At 65.3% G+C, this 20,186-nt stretch carries 19 protein-coding genes; 14 read left to right on the top strand and 5 right to left on the bottom strand.

Annotation, left to right across the window (positions count from 1 at the left end; translation table 11 throughout):
• Positions 1 to 73 precede the first annotated feature (73 nt).
• Positions 74 to 481, bottom strand: coding sequence for a DUF2884 family protein (locus RM530_RS06140; protein WP_311364339.1), 408 nt, complete (start codon positions 479 to 481; stop codon positions 74 to 76).
• A 260-nt stretch (positions 482 to 741) separates the two neighbouring features.
• Here RM530_RS06140 and RM530_RS06145 point away from each other — a divergent pair, with 260 nt between their 5' ends.
• The gene (locus RM530_RS06145; RefSeq protein WP_311364340.1) at positions 742 to 1,803 is read left to right on the top strand and encodes a lactate/malate family dehydrogenase; all 1,062 of its coding nucleotides are present in this window, start codon (positions 742 to 744) and stop codon (positions 1,801 to 1,803) included.
• A complete protein-coding gene (locus tag RM530_RS06150) occupies positions 1,800 to 2,243 on the top strand; it encodes an ACT domain-containing protein (RefSeq protein WP_311364341.1) in 444 nt (147 codons plus the stop codon). The genes RM530_RS06145 and RM530_RS06150 overlap by 4 nt, the downstream gene beginning before the upstream one ends.
• A gap of 3 nt (positions 2,244 to 2,246) precedes the next feature.
• Here the strand turns inward: RM530_RS06150 and gloA are convergent, their stop codons facing one another.
• Positions 2,247 to 2,630: a lactoylglutathione lyase gene (gloA, locus tag RM530_RS06155; protein ID WP_311364342.1), complete on the bottom strand. Its 384-nt coding sequence runs from the start codon at positions 2,628 to 2,630 to the stop codon at positions 2,247 to 2,249.
• Positions 2,631 to 2,898: 268 nt separating this feature from the next.
• On the opposite strand from gloA, the gene RM530_RS06160 reads away from it, so the two are divergent.
• A complete protein-coding gene (locus RM530_RS06160; protein ID WP_311364343.1) occupies positions 2,899 to 4,047 on the top strand; it encodes an acyl-CoA desaturase in 1,149 nt (382 codons plus the stop codon).
• A 74-nt stretch (positions 4,048 to 4,121) separates the two neighbouring features.
• Here the strand turns inward: RM530_RS06160 and RM530_RS06165 are convergent, their stop codons facing one another.
• The 3 genes from RM530_RS06165 to RM530_RS06175 form a co-directional block, all read right to left on the bottom strand.
• Positions 4,122 to 4,541, bottom strand: coding sequence for a hypothetical protein (locus RM530_RS06165; RefSeq protein ID WP_311364344.1), 420 nt, complete (start codon positions 4,539 to 4,541; stop codon positions 4,122 to 4,124).
• 119 nt (positions 4,542 to 4,660) lie between these two features.
• Entirely contained in the window at positions 4,661 to 5,275 is a 615-nt protein-coding gene (locus RM530_RS06170; protein WP_311364345.1) for a thioredoxin family protein, read from the bottom strand.
• Positions 5,276 to 5,301: 26 nt separating this feature from the next.
• Complete coding sequence (locus RM530_RS06175; protein ID WP_311364346.1) at positions 5,302 to 7,452, bottom strand: protein-disulfide reductase DsbD family protein; 2,151 nt, start codon at positions 7,450 to 7,452, stop codon at positions 5,302 to 5,304.
• 181 nt (positions 7,453 to 7,633) lie between these two features.
• On the opposite strand from RM530_RS06175, the gene RM530_RS06180 reads away from it, so the two are divergent.
• The 11 genes from RM530_RS06180 to tldD all read left to right on the top strand — a co-directional run bounded on the left by RM530_RS06180 (position 7,634) and on the right by tldD (position 20,165).
• Positions 7,634 to 8,173 (top strand): DUF2845 domain-containing protein, encoded by a 540-nt coding sequence (locus tag RM530_RS06180; RefSeq protein ID WP_311364347.1) that lies wholly within the window; start codon positions 7,634 to 7,636, stop codon positions 8,171 to 8,173.
• A gap of 77 nt (positions 8,174 to 8,250) precedes the next feature.
• Positions 8,251 to 8,790 carry an adenylyl-sulfate kinase gene (gene cysC, locus RM530_RS06185; RefSeq protein ID WP_311364348.1) on the top strand — a complete coding sequence of 180 codons (540 nt, stop codon included), beginning with the start codon at positions 8,251 to 8,253 and terminating at the stop codon, positions 8,788 to 8,790.
• A gap of 12 nt (positions 8,791 to 8,802) precedes the next feature.
• Positions 8,803 to 10,011: a saccharopine dehydrogenase family protein gene (locus RM530_RS06190; RefSeq protein ID WP_311364349.1), complete on the top strand. Its 1,209-nt coding sequence runs from the start codon at positions 8,803 to 8,805 to the stop codon at positions 10,009 to 10,011.
• On the top strand, positions 10,008 to 10,379 hold the full coding sequence (locus tag RM530_RS06195; RefSeq protein WP_311364350.1) for a DUF423 domain-containing protein: 372 nt from the start codon (positions 10,008 to 10,010) through the stop codon (positions 10,377 to 10,379). The genes RM530_RS06190 and RM530_RS06195 overlap by 4 nt, the downstream gene beginning before the upstream one ends.
• Before the next feature lie 117 nt (positions 10,380 to 10,496).
• A complete protein-coding gene (gene msrB, locus RM530_RS06200) occupies positions 10,497 to 11,021 on the top strand; it encodes a peptide-methionine (R)-S-oxide reductase MsrB (protein WP_432276078.1) in 525 nt (174 codons plus the stop codon).
• Positions 11,018 to 11,635 carry a peptide-methionine (S)-S-oxide reductase MsrA gene (gene msrA / locus RM530_RS06205; RefSeq protein ID WP_311364352.1) on the top strand — a complete coding sequence of 206 codons (618 nt, stop codon included), beginning with the start codon at positions 11,018 to 11,020 and terminating at the stop codon, positions 11,633 to 11,635. The genes msrB and msrA overlap by 4 nt, the downstream gene beginning before the upstream one ends.
• Before the next feature lie 196 nt (positions 11,636 to 11,831).
• Positions 11,832 to 12,431: a Maf family protein gene (locus RM530_RS06210; protein ID WP_311364353.1), complete on the top strand. Its 600-nt coding sequence runs from the start codon at positions 11,832 to 11,834 to the stop codon at positions 12,429 to 12,431.
• Complete coding sequence (rng, locus tag RM530_RS06215) at positions 12,428 to 13,897, top strand: ribonuclease G (RefSeq protein ID WP_311364354.1); 1,470 nt, start codon at positions 12,428 to 12,430, stop codon at positions 13,895 to 13,897. Before RM530_RS06210 ends, rng begins: the two co-directional genes overlap by 4 nt.
• Before the next feature lie 59 nt (positions 13,898 to 13,956).
• Positions 13,957 to 17,820, top strand: a complete 3,864-nt coding sequence (locus RM530_RS06220) for a YhdP family protein (protein ID WP_311364355.1) — start codon at positions 13,957 to 13,959, stop codon at positions 17,818 to 17,820.
• 58 nt (positions 17,821 to 17,878) lie between these two features.
• Positions 17,879 to 18,727, top strand: a complete 849-nt coding sequence (locus tag RM530_RS06225) for a carbon-nitrogen hydrolase family protein (protein ID WP_311364356.1) — start codon at positions 17,879 to 17,881, stop codon at positions 18,725 to 18,727.
• Positions 18,714 to 20,165 (top strand): metalloprotease TldD, encoded by a 1,452-nt coding sequence (tldD, locus tag RM530_RS06230; protein ID WP_311364357.1) that lies wholly within the window; start codon positions 18,714 to 18,716, stop codon positions 20,163 to 20,165. Before RM530_RS06225 ends, tldD begins: the two co-directional genes overlap by 14 nt.
• Positions 20,166 to 20,186: the final 21 nt, after the last annotated feature.

Here is a 20,186-nt window from a genome sequence, read left to right on the forward strand (position 1 = left end):
GTCCTCCAGACTTTTTTGCACAGCGCCGAGTGTATCCGTCGACGCCGGCGATGGGTACGCAGTGGCAAGGCCCTCAGATCGAAAACCCATTCGGGCGCAGCGCGTCGAAGTGGCCGATCCGCTGTTCCAATCGGTCCAGCACCTCCACCTCGCCGCACAGCGCATCGGCACCTTGTTCAAGGCGCTCGGCGCGCGACTCGATGCGGGTTTCGACTTCCGATTCGACATGTGCGGCGCGGGCCTCCACGTCGTCCGTGTCGAACAGCGCGGCCACCACCAGATCGGCCACACCGTGGCCGAGAGAGCGCCCGAGTGCTGCGACGATTTCCTCGATGCGGGCTTGCAACTGCGTGTCATCCTCGCCGTCGAGGGTTCCCGGTGCCAGGTGGTCATGACCGAAATGAGCATCGAGCGCGGTACGCAGCGCGGCATACCGTTCGGAATCGAGCGTGAGTTCGTCGGGATCATCGCCCGCCAGCATGCCGTGTTTGCGGTAAGGTCCGCGAGGGGCCGCGCCAGCAATACTGCAAGCGGCGGGCCATACTTAATTCCAGTAAAATCATGCACATACAATAATTTCTTGGAAGTCAAAAGCTGATTTTTTCCAAACACTGCATGAAACCGCGATCAATCGGCGATGTTCCCCAAATGCCTGATGTGGGTGGACGCCGTGGGCGGCGCAGTGGCCCCGTTCTTGCTCGCTCTGCCATTTCACGCCGCTGCGGTTTCGCAAGGATCTGAATGGATATCGCAATCATCGGCGCCAATGGCGACGTCGGTCGCGCCCTGGCGGTCCAGATCGTGGCGCGCAAGCTGCTGTCGCCGCGCCAGCGCCTGCAACTGGTCGGCCGGCGTGGCGGCGCCTCGGCCCAGGCCCTGTTCGGGCTGCGCGCCGATTTGTACGACGCCTATGCCGAAATCACGCCGGAAATCGATGTCGCCCTGGCCCCCGAGGAAGTCGCCGCCGACCTCATCCTGTTCACGGCCGGCGCCACCGCGCCGACTTCCGGGCGTCAGATGGTCAGTCGCCTGGAGCTTGCGCGGATCAATGCCGAGGTCGTGCAAAGCTACGCCAGCGTGCTGGCGCAACGCGGCCATGGTCAGGAACTGGTGGTGATGGTGACCAATCCGGTGGAACTCGGGGTGGAGGTGTTCGCGCGCCATCTCGGCGCGGCGCGCGTGATCGGCATGGGCGCCTATCAGGACAGCATGCGTCTGCGCCGCGAAATCGCCGCCGATCTGGGTGTGCGGCGTCAACGCATCTCGGCCTACATGCTCGGCGAGCACGGCGACGCGCTGGTGCCGATCCTCAGCAAGTTGTGGATCTATGCTTACGACGAAGCCGAGGTCGGCGTGGTGCGGGAGCGCCTGATCGGCGGCCGTGCGCCCGGCGATTTTGCGATTGCACTGACGCGCGAGAAGATGCACCTGAAGGAACTCGTCGGTGCCGGCGAGGTAGAGGCCGCCTTCCGTTACGCCGAAGCCATGGCGCCGGACCTGCGCGCCGTGCTGTTGCCGCTGGTGACGCATATCTCCACCGCCAAGACCGCGATCTCTACCGCCGCGGTCACCGCTGAATTGTGCGAACAGTTGCTCGGCGGCGGGCAGAGCGTGATCCCGGCTCAGGTCCGCTTGGCCGAGGACGACTGGGACGGTCCGGCTGGTGTGCTCGGCGTGCCCGTGGTCTGCGATCTGCGCGGCTGGTCCCAGGTCACTGACCTGGAACTGAATGATCAGGAGCGTTCGGATCTGTTCGGTTCGGCGCGCATCATTCAGCAGCAGCTCAAGGAGTGGCTCAAATGAGCGAGGCCGTGTCGCTGCAGGATGTGGTGTATCTGTGCGAGGTCGCCGAACGGCCCGGCGTGGTCCACTCGATCGCCGCGGTGTTCGCGCATCGCGGCCTGTCGATCAAGGCGCTGGTGGCCGACACCAGCCACTCTTTGCCACGCATTCTCGTCGCATTTCGCGGCACCGTGCGGCAGTGCCGCATGGTCGAGCAGGTGCTGAGACGGCTGCATCACGTCCATGGCGTTCGTACCTTTCCAATCGATGCGCCCGAATTGCGCGCACTGGCGATCTGCCGCACGCAGGGCGAACTGCCGGTACTGCCGGGCGTACGTGAGCAATCGCTCGGCGATACCAGCCTGTTGTCGGGAACCTACGGCGCGGTCGAACTGGCGATCAAGCAGCTTCTGGAGCAGGGGCTCGTCAGCGACGTGTCGCGCACCTTCGTTGCCCTGTAAGCGCTACGCGCCCTGGATGAACTCGATCTTGTAGCCGTCCGGATCCTCGACGAAGGCGATCACGGTGCTGCCGTGTTTCATCGGCCCCGCTTCACGCGTGACCTTGCCGCCGCGCGCCCGAACCCGGTCGCAGGCTGTGGCTGCATCATCCACCGAGACGGCGATGTGGCCGTAGGCGTCGCCAAGCTGATAATCGCGCTGACCCCAGTTATACGTCAGTTCGATTTCGGCACCGTTCGGGTCCGACTCGAAGCCCAGGAACGCCAGGGTGAATTCACCACCCGGAAAATCCTTGCGGCTGCGCAACTGCATGCCGAGTACATCCTGGTAGAACGCGATCGAGCGATCGAGATCGCCCACGCGCAGCATGGTATGAAGAATTCGCATGTAGGACTCCGAACTGAGATGTCGCGCCGGTATCGAGCCGGCGCAGGGAACCAAATCGATGGTGCGCATTCTAAGGCGAGCTCTACTCCCGCAGCTGCGCACAGCTCTCGCATTTGTCACATTTGTCACATGCGGAAGCTTTTGCCGGGACGCAGACTCGGCTACTCTTCCCAGTATCGGCCTAAATCAGGCCGGGGGGGCGCGCCACCCGGCATGACCAACGCGCTGCCATCGCGCACTGTCTCTATTGTGTCTATCGAGAATCCTGATGACTGATGTGGTACGGGGCTTCGCCAACAGCCCTCTGAACTGGCCCGCCATCATAATGTTCGGCCTGACCCATGGCCTCGTGCTGACGCTGCTGCCGTGGTACGCGCTGACACATGATTTCAGCCTGGCCGCCTGGATCGGCGCCGCCTTTTTCATGGGCGCCACCGGTATGTCGATCACCGCCGGTTATCACCGCCTGTGGTCACACCGCGCTTACGAAGCCCACTGGCTGGTGCGCCTGCCGCTGATGCTGTTCGGAGCAATGTCGCTGCAGAACAGCACCCTGATCTGGGCATCGCTGCACCGCGTGCACCACAAGAACGTGGACCACGTCGACCTTGATCCGTATTCGATCCGGCGCGGCTTCTGGTTCGCGCACATGGGCTGGATGCTGCGTGACTATCCCAGCGCCGAGCTGGACCTGTCGAATGTGCGGGATCTCGAAAAGGATCCTTTGCTCGCATTCCAGCACAAGCACTACCTTGGTCTGGCCCTGTTCATGAACATCGGCATGCCACTGCTGGTCGGTGCCGCCTTCGGCGATGCCTGGGGCTTCCTGCTGTTGGGCGGCCTGCTGCGCATCGTGCTGAACCATCACTTCACGTTCTTCATCAATTCCGCCGCGCACTGGTGGGGCCGCCGGCCGTACACCATCGAGAATTCGGCGCGTGACAACGACCTGATCTCGCTGGTGACCTTCGGCGAGGGCTATCACAACTATCACCACCTGTTTCAATGGGACTACCGCAACGGCATTCGCTGGTGGCAGTTCGATCCCACGAAATGGCTGATCTACGGCTGTTCGACGCTGGGGCTGGCCTGGAACCTCAAGCGCGTGCCGGAATTCCTGGTACAGCGCGCCATGCTGGAGCGACAGTTCGCCGAAGCCCGGCTGGACCTTGAAGGCTGCAACCACCATCCGACCCGTCTGCAGGCGCTGCAGACCCTGTTGCAACATGAGGTCGAAGCCTTCGGTGCGATCATGGGCGAATGGCGTTCGCTGCAGACCGATCGCTTCGAGGCGGCGCGCAAACAGATCGCGGATACCTGGGAGAACAGCGAAGTCCGCCGTCGTCTGGCGCATCTGGAAGAGTCCCTGCGCACGCAGCGCAAACGCGTCAGATTGTTGCGGCTTCAATCAGTATGAAGCTGTGGCGCCTGGATGGATGAAAAAAACGCCGGCGTCAAGCCGGCGTTTTTTGTGGGTGCGCTCTGGAACCCTCAGCGAATCTCGGCCACGAACTGCGCTTCCACTTCGTCGTCGATGGCAATGTCCATGTGATAAAGCCCCGGCGCGAACGGCATTTCGGTGCCATAGCGCGTGACCGGCTGTCCGAGCATTTCCGCCGCCAGCGGCTCGGCCGGAATCTCGAAGCCGGCACCCGGAGACGGCGACAGCCTGCGCGCGTCGATGTGGATCGAGCGCGGCGTCACGGCCTGAGCACCGCGAGTCACCATCGCCGAGACATGCCGCACCGGGCGCCCATCATCACTGGCGGCGTCTGTCGGCGCGATCAGCAGGTTGACCCCGAGTTCGGGAGCGCCTCGCTGTTTCGGGGCGCGGGCGGACGGCCGGGCCGGCGCGAACAGCGACAGCCCTTGTGCGTCGAGGTAATGACGCGGAATCCGTAAACGGAGCATGCCTGTGCCTCCGGTTGTCGTTATCGAAGCAGGGAAGACTCTCCTCCAAGCCTATCCCTGCCAGCTGAACCTGCACCGACCCGTCGTTGCCTACCGGAGTTCGGGTTCGGCCGATCCTCTCAGTATTTTACCGAACAGCCATACGGTCGCGTCTGTGCCTGGCTGACTGGCTTGCCGGCCATTGCCTCGTCCAGCGCCAGCTTGACGTAGGGCGTCGCCTTTTCGATGTCCTGCGGATTGGCGGATGGGATGCTGTCGATGCCGCCGGCGTAGATCAGCGTGCCCTTGGGATCGATGACGTACATGTGTGGCGTGGTCTTGGCGCCGTATTCGCGACCGACATTGCCGCCAGGATCGAGCAGCACCGCAGTCGGTGCGGCCTCACGTTCCACGGTCAGCGCATTGGCCTCGGCACCGCCGACATGGCCTTGTTCGCCGGGGGCGGAGGAGATGATCGACAGCCAGGCGACATCCTTGGCGGTGTATTCCTTCTGCAGGGACTGAATGTTGCCGCTGCCGTAGTGTTTGCGAACGAACGGGCAGCCGTCGTTGGTCCATTCCAGTACCACATACCGGCCTTCGAAACCGGAAAGGCTGCGGCTCGTGCCATTGCTGTCCGGCAGCGAGAAATCCGGGGCGGCCGCGCCGACATCGGCGACGGCCTGGGCGGCGCCGCTCGCGCTCAGAATCACGGCTGCCAGGACTAAGCGGAGCGTCTGATTGATGCTGTACATGATCCGGCTCCAAAAAATGTGCGGACTCAGGACGAGGCTGCACCGGCTTGCAGTGAATCGATGATGATGTCGGGGCTCAGCAGCTGCGGCAGCACTTCGGCTTCGCCACCGTTGCGGAACAGCAGGTACAGCGGCACGCCGCTGCGGCCGTAGCGTTCCAGCATCTCGGTGATCAGAGGATCGGACCGTGTCCAGTCCCCTTTGAGATAAACCACCGCGTCGCTGGCGAAGGCCTGTTTGACGCGACTGCTGGACAGCGCCACCCGTTCATTGACCTTGCAGGTGATGCACCAGTCCGCGGTGAAATTCACGAACACGGTCTGACCGGAATCGCGGGCGGCGCTGAGCCGCTCCGGGGAATAGGCCTGCCATTCGGCGTGCTGCTCGGCGCCGGCCTGGGACGGTGGCGACACCGTGCGCACCAGCGGATGCGCGAGCACCGCGATGGCACCAGCGGCCGCGGCCAGTTTGAATACCAGCGCCATCGGTCCGGGCCGATGCCACAGCCATGCGACGAAGGCGACCAGCACCAAACCGATTCCGGCCAGCGCCATGCCGCTGCGGTCGGTCAATCCACCGAGAACCCACAGCAGCCAGACCACCGTCAGATACAGCGGAAAGGCCATGAACTGCTTGAACGACTCCATCCATGCGCCGGGACGCGGCAGCAGGCGCGCGAGTGCCGGCACCAGTCCGATCAGCAGGAACGGCGAGGCCAGGCCCAGGCCCAGCGCCAGGAAGACGGTCAGCGCCATCGCCGGTGGCTGCGTCAAGGCGTAGCCCAGTGCCACGCCCATGAAGGGTGCCGAGCAGGGGCTGGCCACCACCACCGCCAGCACGCCGGTGAAGAACGAGCCGCGCAGGCCGCCACGCGTGGTCAGGGACTGACCCACGCCCATCCAGCGCGTCCCGAAGTGGACGAGGCCCGACAACGACAGCGCCATTGCGAAGAACAGGTAGGCCAGTGCCGCGACGAACAGCGGTTGCTGGAGCTGAAACCCCCAGCCGACGGCATCACCGCCGCCACGCAGTCCGAGCAGTACGCCGGCCAGTATCGCGAAGCAGATCAGGACGCCCCCGGTATAGGCCAGCGAGTGGCGTAGATGTCCGCCACGATCCTCATCTGATTCGAGCAGCGAAACCGCCTTGATCGACAGCACCGGGAATACGCAGGGCATCAGGTTCAGGACCAGGCCGCCGAGAAACGCGAAAACCAGGCCGGTGAAAAGGCCCAGGGTGCTGGCATCGATCGGTCTTGCGTCCGTGCCGTCGGGCACCGCCTCGCCTGCTGCACTGTGGCCGTTGATCGCGGCCTCGACCGGCGCAACGCTGCCCGGTGTGGCACGGATGCGATATGCGTGGGCCGGTTCGCCATCGTGGATCACCAGCACGCCTTCGATCGGTTGCGGCGCCTCGACGAAATAATCGCTGAGCGTCTGGCTCCAGCGCAGGGTGTCGCCGCCATCGCGGGCAAAGCGTTGCGGTGCCGCGTGGTTGACCAAGTCGTTGGCGAACGGAAAGAAATCGACCTCGGTGTCGGCGGCGACGGTGATGCCGTCCACGGCGACCGAGATGTCAGGGCCGCTCACCGTGAACCGGGCGGGCCAGTCCACGTCGACCGGCAACTGAGCGCGGGACTGCACGAAGAACGATGCCCAGATCGGATCGGGTGTATTGGCGTCCGAATGTGTTGGCACTTCCAGCGACAGTTCGGTATCGCCGGGGATGCAGATGTCGCGGCACACCAGCCAGCTGGCGCGGGCCTGAAGTTCCACCGGCTTGCCGGCCGGCCAGTCCGCCGGCAGCCGGATCGGCACCAGGTGCAGGGTTTCGCCGCTGTAACCGTAGTTGGTCAGCTCGCCGAGCGCTTCGCGGTGCGGATAGGGCCAGTGAATCTCCCCGGCGGACACGCCCTCCGGCAAGGTCCATTGCAGACGCGTTGCCAGGCCGGAGTCACCGGGGTTGCGCCAGTAGGTGTGCCATTCGGCATCGGGCCGCAGCCGCAGCGCCACCCAGAACTCCGAACCGCCCTCGGCTCCAGCATGGGCCGCATTGACCTCGGAGACCAGTTCGGCTTCGATATGGTCGAGAAGTACCGGCGCTGCCAGGGCCGGCGCGCAGGGCAGCGCCAGCATGGCAATGGTCAGTGCGCCGAGCAGGCGCGAGAAAGGAGTCATGTTCGTGCTTCGTCGAGGATGCATCAGTGACCGCGAAAGCGCGGTTAAGTTTCGCGAAAGTCTACCGGTTCAAGGTCGCTTGCAAGATGTCGCCCGGGGAGCCGTTCCCATTCCATGCCCGAACCGGTATTTCCTGGGGCTGGCGGCCCTGTGTCTGGTCGTGGCGCTGCCAGCGCCGACGATGGCCGCAGACAGCCTGCGTTGCGGCTCGCGCATCGTCTCCACTGGCGCGCGTGCGCTCGAAGTCGAGGCGGTCTGCGGCGAGCCGGACTATCGCGACGTCTGGAGCTATCAAGTGCGGGGTCGGATCGTTGCCGACGATGAGGAGTGGACCTACAACTTCGGCGCCAACCAATTGCTGCGGATTCTTCATTTCTCGAACGGTCGCCTGAGCCGCATCGACAGCGACGGCTACGGTTTCTCGACGCGCCGAGGCGCCAACTGCCAACCTGCCGAAATCGTCGAGGGCGTGTCCAAATACCGTCTGCTCGCGCGCTGCGGCGAGCCGGATGCGCAGGCGGCGACGCTGTTGCTGGCCCCGTCACGCGAGCATCGCTATCACCACGCCTATCCAGGCGGCCCGCGTGACTGGACCGTGCGGCAGGTTTATCGCGAGCGCTGGCTTTACGATTTCGGCTCCAGTTACCTGCAACGCGAGGTCACGCTGGAGAATGGGCGGGTGACGGACGTGCAGAACGGTCAGCGCGGTTTTCTCAACTGAGCGGGTCGGGGCTTCCGACACGCATTGCCGCGCACTGCGATAATCGGTCGACTACCTACTGATACGGTTCTGCATTTATGCCTGCATCGGGTTTCACCCTGTTCCTGACCGGATTGCCGGGTGCCGGCAAGTCCACTGTGGCGGCAGCGTTGCAGAAGCATCTCGAGCGCGAATGCGTACGCAGTTCGACGATACTCGACGGCGATGTGGTGCGTGAAATGCTGTCGTCCGGCTTGACCTTCACCCGCGCCGATCGCGAACTGAATGTGCGCCGGATCGGCTATGTTGCCACCGAAGTCACACGTCACGGCGGCATCTGCATCTGTGCAGTGATCGCGCCTTATCGCGGCGCCCGCGAGGACGCCCGCGAGCGTGTGCGTCGGGTGGGCCATTTCTACGAAATTCACATGTCGACGCCGCCGCAGGTCTGCGAGGCGCGCGACCCCAAGGGACTCTATCGACGCGCGCGACGCGGCGAGATCAAGGGCTTCACCGGCGTCGACGATCCGTACGAGGCGCCACTGAGTCCGCAGGCCTCGATCGATACCAGCCGGCTGACGGTGGACGAGGCGGTGCACTGCATCCTGCGTCTGCCGCGCCTCGACGGACTGCTTTGAAGGAACTCAAACATGAAGAACGCCAACCGCGACTACGACATCATCCTGTTCGGTGCCACCGGATTCACCGGCCGCCTCACGGCCGAATACCTGGCGCGCGAGGGCGGCAAGGACCTGCGCTGGGCGCTGGCGGGGCGCAATCCGGCCAAGCTGGCCGCGGTGCGCGAATCGCTGGCGGCGATCGATCCCTTGTGCGCCGAGCTGCCGCTGCTGGATGCCGACATCGGCGATGCGGACGGCATGCGCGCGCTGGCCGAATCGGCGCGCGTGATCATCACCACGGTGGGCCCGTACATCCTCTACGGCGAAACCCTGGTGGCGGCCTGCGCCGAAGCCGGGACCGACTATGTGGACCTTACCGGCGAACCGGAATTCGTCGACACCATGTGGCTGCGCTACCAGGACACCGCGCTCAAGTCCGGCGCGCGGCTGGTGCACTGCTGCGGATTCGACAGCATTCCGCATGACCTCGGCGCCTATTACACCGTGCAGCAATTGCCGCCAGATGTGCCACTGACGGTGCGCGGCTACGTGCGCGCCGGCGGCACCTTCTCCAGCGGCACCTATCATTCGGCGATTCATGCCTTCTCGCGCATGCGCGACTATTCCAAGGTACGGCAGGCGCGTGTGGCGCGTGAGCACGATCCCGAGTCCAGACGCCGTGTCGGCGATGCTGGCGGCGGCGTGCAGTTCAATCACGAACTCGATACCTGGGTGGTACCGTTTCCGTCCGTGGACCCGCAGATTGTGAAGCGATCGGCGCGTGCGCTGGACAGCTACGGGCCGGACTTTCGCTACGCGCATTTCGTGCAGGTCAAGAAACTGCACTCCGTCGCTGCGCTGATCGGTGGGGCGGGCGCATTGTTCGTCGCCGCGCAGTTCGGACCGAGCCGCGACTGGCTGCTGTCCAAGCGAAAATCCGGAGACGGCCCTTCGCCCGAGCAGCGCGCCCAAGGCTGGTTTCGCGTGCGCTTTTTTGGCGAAGCCAAGGACGCGGCGAAGACGCGCGTCGTGGTGGACGTGCGCGGCGGCGATCCCGGTTATGGCGAAACTTCGAAAATGCTCGCCGAATCGGCCTTGTGCCTCGCGTTCGACGAGCTTCCCGAACGCGCGGGTCAGCTCACCACGGCCGCTGCGATGGGGGATGCGCTGATCGTTCGCCTGCAGCGTGCCGGGATCAGCTTCGAAGTCGTCTCCAGCGAAAGCAAGGTGGTCGCATGAGTCCACGCACGATATTGACGCTGGCCGCCGCGCTCGGTGCGCTGGCGGTCATCGTCGGCGCCTTCGGCGCCCATGCCCTGCGCACGCGCTTGGAGCCGGACATGCTCGCAATCTGGCGTACCGGCGTCGAATATCAGTTCTATCATGTGTTCGCGCTGCTGGCCGTGGGGCTGTTTGCCGCACAGCGCCCGTCGACCTTGCTGAGCGTGGCGGCCTGCCTGTTCATTGCCGGAATCGTGGTCTTCTCAGGCAGTCTTTACGCGCTTGCGCTGTCCGGTATTCGCGTGCTCGGTGCGGTCACGCCATTCGGCGGTCTGGCGATGATTGCCGGCTGGACCTGTCTGGCGTTCGCCGCCTGGCGGCAGTGATTCGTCGTCCACACGATTGGTAGCGCCGACACAAAACCACGGACGCATGGACCGCAACACTGCGTCCGCATACGGTTCTAATGCGTAGGTGTACTTGAAACCCGAAGAGGACGCATCATGGATCGCAGAAATTTCCTGGGAGTCCTCGGCGCGGGCTTTATCGTCGGTATTGCCCCGGCCCGCGCTGACGACACTTCCCAAGCCGCAACCCGGAGGACCGGCGACATGACGCCCATAGACAAACCCAAGGCCGAGTGGAAACAGCTGCTTGAGCCCGAGCGTTACGAGGTACTTTTCAAGGAAGCCACCGAGCGCGCCGGCACCAGCCCGCTGAACAAGGAAAAGCGTGACGGCACCTTCATCTGCGCCGCCTGCTATCTGCCGCTGTTCGACGCCCGCTTCAAGTTCGAAAGCGGCACCGGTTGGCCCAGCTTCTACGACACGCTGCCGGATGCGGTGGACACCAAGCGCGATTTCAGGCTGGTGTGGCCGCGCACCGAATACCACTGCGCGCGCTGTGGTGGGCATCAGGGTCACGTGTTCGAAGACGGCCCCAAACCTACCGGGCTGCGTTACTGCAACAACGGTCTGGCCTTGCAGTTCGTGCCGGACGGCGAGACGCTGCCGGACCTGCGCTCATGAACCTGCGCCCGGGCCGGGCGCGCCGCTTCGCCGGCATTGCCCTGGCGAGCCTGGCAATGACGCTGATGGCGGTGCCGGGCATCGCCAAGGAGGCGACAGCGACCGCGATCTTTGCCGGCGGCTGCTTTTGGTGCACGGAGTCGGACTTCGAGAAGCTCGATGGCGTGGTCGAGGCAGTGTCCGGTTACATTGGCGGTGACGTCAGGAATCCGGATTACAAGCAGGTGAGCGCCGGTGCAACCGGGCACGCCGAGGCGGTGCGTGTGAGCTATCACCCCGACGAAATCCGCTATTCGGAACTGGTGCAGCATTTCTGGCGGACCATCGACCCCACGGTCAAGGATCAGCAGTTCTGCGATCACGGTCGTCAGTACCGCAGCGCGATCTTCTATGAGGACGCCGAGCAGAAGCAGATCGCCGAGGACAGTCTCAAGGCGCTGCAGGCCAGTGGTCGTTTCGAACGCATCGAAACCGAGATCAGCCAGGCCGGGCCGTTCTACGAGGCGGAGGACCATCACCAGGATTACTACAAGAAAAACCCGGTTCGCTACAAGTTCTACCGCTGGAACTGCGGACGCGATCAGCGCCTTGAGGAAATCTGGGGCGAGCCGTAGTCATGTCCTGCTTGTAACGGCCATGCCGCCAAGCGGCACTCCGCAGAATGAATCGGCCTGCGGCATGGCCGTTCCCCCTCACCCACCGCTCTTCCGCAAGCGGGCGAGGGTAGGTCGGCGTCACGCGGCACGCGTCTTCGCAACTTGTTACGCTGTCGTGAACGCTGCGACGCGCCGTGCGCCGCCCGATGACGTCATGACCAAAGTCCTACTCGCATCCAAGTCGCCACGCCGACAGGCGTTGTTGCGCCAGCTCGGCGTGGACTTTGCCGTTCTCGACGTGGATGTTCCGGAAGTGCCGCGCCCGGGCCAGCCTCCGATCGAGTACGCGGTGTCCGTCGCCGCCGCCAAGGCGCGCGCCGGCGCCATTCGTGCCGGCGCCGAATCGGTGGTGCTGGGGGCGGATACCGATGTCTCGGTCGACGGCGAGATTCTCGGCAAACCGCAAGATGCCGGGCACGCCGCGCAAATGCTGCTGCGGCTGTCGGCGCGCGAGCATCAGGTGTGCAGCGCCGTCGCGATTGTGCACGGCGGCGAGCTGCGCACCGCGCTGTCCGTCACCACCGTCGAGTTCGGTCCGATTTCCGAGGCAGCGGCGATGGCCTATGCCGAAACCGGCGAACCGCTCGGCAAGGCCGGTGCCTATGCGATTCAGGGCTATGCCGCGCGTTGGATACGCTCGATCAAGGGCAGCTACAGTGGCGTGGTGGGTCTGCCGCTGTTCGAGACCGCCGCGCTGCTGGATGCCCTGACCCTTACCGCTCAGCCTCCGACTACGCCCCCGAATTCGCCGTGAGTACCGAAATCCTCGTCAACATCGGGCCCCAGGAGACTCGCGTCGCGCTGGTCGATGGCGGCATCGTGCAGGAAGCCTACGTGCAGCGCGCCTCGCGCCAGGGCGTGGTCGGCAACATCTACAAGGGACGCGTCAACCGTGTCCTGCCGGGCATGCAGGCCGCGTTCGTGGAAATCGGGCTGGCTCGCACGGCGTTTCTGCACGTCGGTGACATGGTGCAGTCCGGCAGTGGCGAAAACGGCGAATCGCGCGCGCCGCCGCCGGTGAATCAGTTGCTGCACGAAGGCCAGGACGTGCTGGTGCAGGTGCTCAAGGATCCGTTGGGCACCAAGGGCGCGCGGCTGACCACGCTGCCCTCGGTGCCGTCGCGCTATCTGGTGCTGCTGCCGTTCGACAGGCACGTCGGCGTGTCCGCTCGGATCGAAGACGAGACCGAGCGCGAACGCCTGAAAAGCGTCATGACCGATCTGCTCGCGGAGCTGGCGCCGGATTACGGCGTGATCGTTCGGACGGTCGGCGAGGGCGCCTCGCCCGAGGCGCTGGCGCAGGACATGCAGTTTCTGGTCAAGCTGTGGCGGTCGATCAGCGAACAGGCGCGCAGTGCCAGGTCCGGTGAGCTGGTTCACGGCGATCTGCCGCTGTCGATGCGCATCCTGCGCGATCTGCTCGGCACCGACGTGGACCGCGTACGCATCGACAGTTTCGAGGAATGCGGGCGTGTCCGCGCCTTCGCGGAGCGGTTCGTGCCCGACGCGGCCTCGTTGGTCGAACACTACGATGGTGCGGCCCCGATCTTCGACCTGTACGGTGTCGAGGATGATCTCAATCGCGCACTGGATCGGCGCGTGGAACTCAAGTCCGGCGGTCATCTGGTGGTCGACCAGACCGAAGCGATGACCACGATCGACGTCAATACCGGAGCCTTCACCGGACATCGCAATCTCGACGAGACCATCCTCAAGACCAATCTCGAAGCCGCCCAGGCGATCGCGCGCCAGCTGCGGCTGCGCAATCTCGGCGGCATCATCATCATCGACTTCATCGACATGAAGAACGAGGATCACCGCGTTCAGGTGATGCGTGCACTGGAGAAGGGACTGGCGCGCGATCCAGCCCGCAACCAGGTGTGCCCGGTGTCGCCGCTGGGGCTGGTCGAGATGACGCGCAAGCGCACGCGCGAATCGTTGGGGCACATCCTGTGCGAACCCTGCCCAGCCTGCGAAGGGCGCGGCTACGTCAAGACCGTGGAAACGGTGTGCCATGAGGTATTCCGTGAAATCCAGCGCTCGGCCCGGCAGTTCGAGGCCAAGGCGTTTCTGGTGATCGCCGCGCCCAAGATCGTGACGCGGCTGATGGAAGAGCAGACCGTAGGTCTGGCGGAGCTCGAAGCCAGCCTCGGACGCCCGATCCGCCTGCAGGCAGAAAGCCTGTACCTGCAGGACAACTTTGACGTGGTACCCCTGTGAATGTCGTACGACGCGGGAATGTGCGAAAACGGACCGCGTTCGGGAACCGGTAGCGCTCCGTGAAGCAAAGCCGCCGCCGGCTCTGGACCTGGACGATCAGCACGGTCGCCGGCCTGATCGTGCTCGCCGCCGTCGTCACCGGTCTGTTCCGCGGTGCGGTGCTGCTGCTGCCGGGCTATCGCGACGACCTGGAACGCAAGATCGGCGAGATCACCGGTTACGACATTCGCATCGGCGAAATGAATCTTTATTGGCGCGGGCTGTCGCCGGTGCTGGATCTCGACCGCCTGGTGGTGATGAGCGCTGCCGATCCGGAACAGCCGGCGGTCCGCATTGGCGAGATGGTGATCGGAACCAGCCTGTGGCGTCTGCTGCATGGCGATGTGACACCGCGCTATCTGTCGCTTACGGGCCTGCAACTGGCTGTGGAGCGTCAGCCGGACGGCCATTGGATCGTGTCCGGCCTCGAAAGTCGGGGCAGTGGCGGCGTCGAAGTGCAGAAGCTGCTCGACGAGCTTGCGCGATTCAAGCGCGTGCGCCTGGCGGGATGCGTGGTCGAGGTCAGCAACGAGCAGTGGTTCGGCCAGAGCCCGCGTGGCTTCGAACTGCGCGAAGCCGATCTGCAGATCGGCGAAACCGCCAGCGATCTGCTGCTGCGGATGCAGATGCCGGCCGACATCGGCCGCGATCTGCAAGTCCAGCTTCATCTCGATGGTGCCTTGAATCGTCCGGCGCAATGGCAGTTCGACGCCGAGGCCAGTGCCGGCGACCTCCAGCTGGGTGATGTGCTGCGACCTTGGATCAAGGACGGCGCCGGCCTGGCGGTCGGCGCGCCGGTGCTCAGCTTCAGCGGGTCCACCAGCCAGCGGGGCGGATTCGATCAGTTGAGCGCCGCGCTCGATCTCGAGTCCCTGGAAACGCGCAGCGCCGATGGCAGCGGCGCCGAACTGTCGGATATCCACCTTGAGGGCCAGTGGCAACGAGGACCCGAAACCTGGGGGCTGGACCTGCAGTCCCTGCGTCTGCGCGGGCCCAATGGCCCCTGGCCGGTCACGCGCGGGCGGCTCAGCCGCAGCGTCAATGGGGCGCAAACCGAGTGGCGTGCCGATCTCGGCTTCGTACGGCTCGACGACCTTGCGCCCCTGTTCGCCGTGCTGCACAAGGACAGGGGCGCCGATCGCCTGGCCGGTTTGCGTGGCGATCTGCGTTCCTTGGTCATGAACCTGTCGCTGGGCGATGGCGCGCCGCGCTATCGCTATCGCGCCGAGGTGGCCGCCGCCGGTGTCGATGACGGCGAGCGCCGTTTCGTCGGGCTCACCGGCGGTCTCAGCGGCGATGACAGCGGCGGGCGCCTGCAGCTGCAGCCTGCGCCGGCCGAGTTCGCCTGGCCCAGCCTGTTCGCCGATCCGATCACGATCGATTCCCTGAGCGGCCGCCTCGACTGGACGCAAACGGCCGATGGTGGCTGGCGCATCGGTCTGGACGGGCTGAGCTGGCAGTTGATGACTGCGGCCGGTGCCGGCGAAGGCGAGCTGCTGTTGCCGGGCGCCAGCGCTGGAAAGCGCGCCACGCCCCGGCTGAAACTGCGTACCTCGCTGCAGACCGATGACGTGGTTCCGATGAAGTCTCTGGTGCCGATCGCATGGCATGCCAGCCTGCGCGACTGGCTGGATCGCGCGATTCGCGGCGGTCGCGTGGTCGACGGCGAACTGCGTCTGGACCTGCCGTTTTCGGACATCGGCCAGAAGCGGGTTCCCGAGGGCTTCCAACTGGACCTGCAGGTGGCCGGCGGCCAGCTCGCGTTTCTGCCGGACTGGCCGACGGCAGACGGTCTGGAGGCCACGCTCGCGTTCCGCGGCAATGGCCTGAATGTGAAAAGCGATCGCGGCAGCCTGCGCGGCCTCAAGCTCGAAGAGCTGAGCGCGCGTATCGAGGATTTCTCCGAACGCCGGCTGGTGATCGACGGACGCATCAGCGGTGATGCGGCACGCTTCTACCAGGTGCTGGACAGCACGCCGCTGCGCGAGCGGCTGTCGGCGCTGCTCGACAAGACCGATGCTGCCGGTCCGACCGTGGTCGGCCTGGGCCTGCAGGTACCACTGGATGCCGGTGCCGAACCCGAAGTGGCCGGCACCATCGACATCAACGAGGGCCGGATGCGCGTCACCGGTCTGCCCGAGGACATCACCGGGATTCAGGGGCAGGTTCGGTTCGACAACGCGGGCGTCAGCGCGCAGGACCTGCACGGCCGTTGGATGGACATCGCGCTGAGTGCCGCGCTGGCGCCGGCCGAGCCGGGCGTCACCGAACTGTCGGTCGAATTCGATCTGGGCGCCGAGTCGGTGTTGCTGGAACGCGTGCCGCCGTGGATACGTTCGAGGATTCGTGGTCGCTCTCACTGGAGCGGCGGCACCCGGCTGGGCGTCGAGCAAACCCAGCCTTTCGTCCTGCGCTCCGGCCTGGAAGGCACCACGATCGAGTTGCCGGAACCCTTGTATCGCCCCGCCGGCGAGTCCGGTCCACTGACGATCTCGCTGAGCCCGGACGACAGCGAAGGCGTGCTTTTCGAGGCCCAGCTTGCCGAGTTGCTGAGCGTTCGCGGCCGCGTTGCCGCCGTGCGCGAAGATCCGGGTTTCGATCTGCTGTCGGCCACGCTGGCGCAGTCCAAGAACCGTCTGGACTATTTGCAGATCTGGTTTGGGGGTGCGCCGCCACAGACGCCGGAGCCCGGAATCTTCGTCGGTGGGCGCGTCGATTCCGTCGATGTTCGCGGCTGGGGTCAGATCTACGAACCCGGCGATGGCGACATGCCGATTCCCGATCCGCGACTGGACGTGGCGGTCGCTGCGATCCGTTTCGGCAGTTTCCGGGTGCGGGATGCCCAGGTACGGGCCCTGCACGACGACGAGGGCTGGGCGTTGCAGTTTGATAGCGAACAGGCCAGCGGCAGCCTGAACTATCCGAGCGATCAGCAAGGCGTGATGACGGCCCGCTTCGATCACCTGGTGGTGACCAGCACGCCCGATGAGGGCACCGAAAGTGATGACGAGGCGCGCGTCGACGAATCACCGACGCCGGACTTCACGCGCGACCACGAGCCGCTCGATCCCACCACGATCCCCACCTTCGATGTCGATGTTGCCGCACTCACGTTCAACCGGATCAGCCTGGGTCATGTCGTCTTGCAGACCTCGCGCCTGCCGGAAGGCCAGAAGGTCGACCGGTTCAGCAGCGATGCGCCGGTTCTGCAGGCGCAGGTGCAGGGCCAGTGGACCCGTGCCGGCGACACTTCACAGGCCGGCCTGGGTTTTGACATCAAGAGTTCGCAGATCGCCGACGCGCTGACCGCTTTCGGCTACGCGGCCAATCTCGAAGCCCGCCAGGCGAACATCAAGGGGCAGCTCTCATGGGATTCGGCGGGCGAGGGTCTGAGCCTGGCGCAGGCCCGCGGCACGGTCTCGCTGCAGGCCGAGCGCGGTCGCATGCGCACTGTTGAACCCGGCGCCGGGCGCGTGCTCGGCCTGTTCAGTTTCTACGCGCTGCCGCGCCGCCTCACGCTCAACTTCGGAGATGTGGTCGGCAAGGGTCTGGCCTTCGATCGCATCGACGGCAATTTCGATCTCGGCGACGGCGTGGCGCATACTTCGGACCTTGATATCGAAGCGCCCTCGGTGCGGATCGAGATGCGTGGCGATATCGGCCTGGCCGCTCGCGACTATGATCAGCGGGTAACCTTGTTTCCCGATGTGTCAGGCGGGGTTACGCTGGGAGCGGCCTTGCTGGGTGGCCCTGCGGCGGCCGTGATCGCACTGCTGGCGCAGGAACTGCTCGACAAGCCGCTGGATCAGGCCAGCCAGCTCAGCTATCGCCTCACCGGGAGCTGGGACAATCCGCAGGTGAATCGCATCGACGGCGGAGAATGAGGGCGCTGGCCCGAAACGCCACTTGCAAATCAGACAACTGGACCCGACTGAAGAACCCATGAGCACAGCCAATCCCGTAGTCGCCGCGCTGCAGATGCGCACCGGTGCCGATGTCGCCGAAAACCTCGCGCAGGCGCGAGGTCTGCTCGAAGACGCGGCACGCGCCAAGGCGGTACTCGCCGTGCTGCCCGAGAACTTCGCGTTCATGGGCGCCAAGGAAACCGACAAACTCTCCGTTGCGGAACCGCAGGGCGAAGGCGCCATCCAGAGCTTTCTGGCGACGCAGGCGCGGCGCCTCGGCCTGTGGATCGTCGGAGGAACGTTGCCGATGGCCGTCCCCGAACGCAAGGACAAGGTCTGGGCGGCCAGCCTCATGTACAGCCCGGAAGGCAAGCTGGCGGCGCACTATGACAAGGTGCACCTGTTCGACGTGGAGGTCGCCCGCGAAGACGGCGTGGATCGCTACCGCGAATCCGCCACCATCGAGCAGGGCGACATCCGCTTCGTTACGCAGGACACGCCGGCCGGCCGCGTCGGCATGACCGTGTGCTACGACCTGCGCTATCCCGAGTTGTATCGCCGCCTGTCGCGTGATCTGGCGGAAATCATCGTGGTCCCCTCGGCTTTCACCCAGCGCACCGGCGAAGCCCATTGGGAGCCCTTGCTGCGCGCCCGCGCCATTGAGAACCAGTGCTTCATCATCGCGCCGAACCAGCACGGCCAGCATCCGGGCGGGCGCAAGACCTACGGTCACAGCTGCATTATCGACCCCTGGGGCACCGTCATCGCCGAGCGTGCCGAAGGGGTGGGTATCGTCACCGCCACACTGCGCCGCGAACAACTCTTCAATCTGCGTCGCACCTTCCCGGTGCTGACCCATCGCCGAATCGTCTATGACCGCACCTGAGAATTCCCTGGACCGGGCCCGCTCCGCGCTGCTGGCGCCGGGCGGGCTGGATCTCGCCGACCTCGAACGCACACTGGACGCACTGATGCGCCCCGGTATCGACGCGGCCGACCTCTATTTCCAGGACATGCGCGCCGAATCCTGGGTGCTGGAAGACGGCATCATCCGCACCGGCAATCACCATGTGGAACGTGGCGTGGGTCTGCGAGCCCAGTCCGGCGAAAAGACCGGGTTCGCGTATTCGGACGAGATCGTCGCCCCGGCCCTGATCGATGCCGCCAGCAATGCGCGCGCCATCGTGCGCCAGGGCCAGCAGGGCGGCGTGCAGGCCTGGAGCGCGCGCAGCGTCGCGCCGCTGTACGTCGGCGCGAGCCCGCTGGATAGTCTGCCGGTGGAAGACAAGCTGTCGCTGTTGCGCCGCTGCGATGCCGCCGCGCGCAGCGCCGACCCGCGCGTCTCCCAGGTCATCGCCTCCTTGTCCGGCACCTATGAAATTATCCTGATCGCCGCCAGCGATGGCACTCTGGCTGCGGACGTGCGTCCGCTGTGCCGGCTCAACGTCAGTGTCGTCGTGGAATCCGGCGGCAAGCGCGAGCAAGGCTCGTCCGGCGGCGGCGGTCGCCACGGCTACGAAGTGTTTCTGGAATCCGGCAGCCCCGAGGACTATGCGCGCGAATCGGTGCGCGTCGCCCTGGTCAAGCTCGAAGCGGTGGCGGCCCCTGCGGGCACGCAGACCGTGGTGCTCGGCCCCGGCTGGCCCGGCGTGCTGCTGCACGAGGCGGTCGGGCATGGTCTGGAAGGGGATTTCAACCGCAAGGGCAGCTCGGCGTACAGCGGCAAGATCGGCCAGAAGGTCGCGTCCGAACTTTGCACCGTGGTCGACGAAGGCTCGATTCCCGGCCGCCGCGGCTCGCTCAGCGTGGATGACGAGGGCACGCCGACGCAGCGCAACGTCCTGATCGAAAAAGGCATCCTGCGCGGCTACATCCAGGACAAGACCAACGCCCGCCTGATGGGTATGGCGGCCACCGGTAACGGCCGCCGCGAGTCCTACGCGCACCTGCCGATGCCGCGCATGACCAATACCTATCTCACCGCCGGGGAATCCGATCCGGCCGACATCATCGCCAGTGTCGAAAAGGGGATCTACGCCGTCGGCTTCAACGGCGGTCAGGTCGACATCACCTCCGGCAATTTCGTGTTCGCCGCCAGCGAGGCCTATTTGATCGAAAACGGCAAGGTCACACGCCCGGTCAAGGGCGTCACCCTGATCGGCAACGGCCCGGACGCCCTGGGGCGCGTCAGCATGGTCGGCAACGATCTCGCACTCGATCCCGGTATCGGCGTCTGCGGCAAGGACGGCCAGAGCGTACCGGTCGGCGTGGGCCAGCCCACCCTCAAGATCGACGCGATGACGGTGGGCGGCACGCAGACCTGAGTGATAAACGCGCGCGCCCGG

Source organism: Banduia mediterranea (assembly GCF_031846245.1).
GTDB classification, from domain to species: Bacteria; Pseudomonadota; Gammaproteobacteria; order Nevskiales; family Nevskiaceae; genus Banduia; species Banduia mediterranea.

Bases quoted from the DNA above. Each gene is read 5' to 3' on its own strand.
- RM530_RS06150 (WP_311364341.1), top strand. From the start codon at position 1,800: ATGAGCGAGGCCGTGTCGCTGCAGGATGTGGTGTATCTGTGCGAGGTC.
- cysC (WP_311364348.1), top strand. From the start codon at position 8,251: ATGCCTGCATCGGGTTTCACCCTGTTCCTGACCGGATTGCCGGGTGCC.
- RM530_RS06210 (WP_311364353.1), top strand. From the start codon at position 11,832: ATGACCAAAGTCCTACTCGCATCCAAGTCGCCACGCCGACAGGCGTTG.
- RM530_RS06165 (WP_311364344.1), bottom strand. From the start codon at position 4,541: ATGCTCCGTTTACGGATTCCGCGTCATTACCTCGACGCACAAGGGCTG.
- RM530_RS06190 (WP_311364349.1), top strand. From the start codon at position 8,803: ATGAAGAACGCCAACCGCGACTACGACATCATCCTGTTCGGTGCCACC.
- RM530_RS06160 (WP_311364343.1), top strand. From the start codon at position 2,899: ATGACTGATGTGGTACGGGGCTTCGCCAACAGCCCTCTGAACTGGCCC.
- msrA (WP_311364352.1), top strand. From the start codon at position 11,018: ATGAACCTGCGCCCGGGCCGGGCGCGCCGCTTCGCCGGCATTGCCCTG.
- RM530_RS06145 (WP_311364340.1), top strand. From the start codon at position 742: ATGGATATCGCAATCATCGGCGCCAATGGCGACGTCGGTCGCGCCCTG.
- msrB (WP_432276078.1), top strand. From the start codon at position 10,497: ATGGATCGCAGAAATTTCCTGGGAGTCCTCGGCGCGGGCTTTATCGTC.
- RM530_RS06180 (WP_311364347.1), top strand. From the start codon at position 7,634: ATGGCCGCAGACAGCCTGCGTTGCGGCTCGCGCATCGTCTCCACTGGC.
- RM530_RS06195 (WP_311364350.1), top strand. From the start codon at position 10,008: ATGAGTCCACGCACGATATTGACGCTGGCCGCCGCGCTCGGTGCGCTG.
- gloA (WP_311364342.1), bottom strand. From the start codon at position 2,630: ATGCGAATTCTTCATACCATGCTGCGCGTGGGCGATCTCGATCGCTCG.
- RM530_RS06175 (WP_311364346.1), bottom strand. From the start codon at position 7,452: ATGACTCCTTTCTCGCGCCTGCTCGGCGCACTGACCATTGCCATGCTG.
- RM530_RS06140 (WP_311364339.1), bottom strand. From the start codon at position 481: ATGCTGGCGGGCGATGATCCCGACGAACTCACGCTCGATTCCGAACGG.
- RM530_RS06170 (WP_311364345.1), bottom strand. From the start codon at position 5,275: ATGTACAGCATCAATCAGACGCTCCGCTTAGTCCTGGCAGCCGTGATT.
- tldD (WP_311364357.1), top strand. From the start codon at position 18,714: ATGACCGCACCTGAGAATTCCCTGGACCGGGCCCGCTCCGCGCTGCTG.
- RM530_RS06225 (WP_311364356.1), top strand. From the start codon at position 17,879: ATGAGCACAGCCAATCCCGTAGTCGCCGCGCTGCAGATGCGCACCGGT.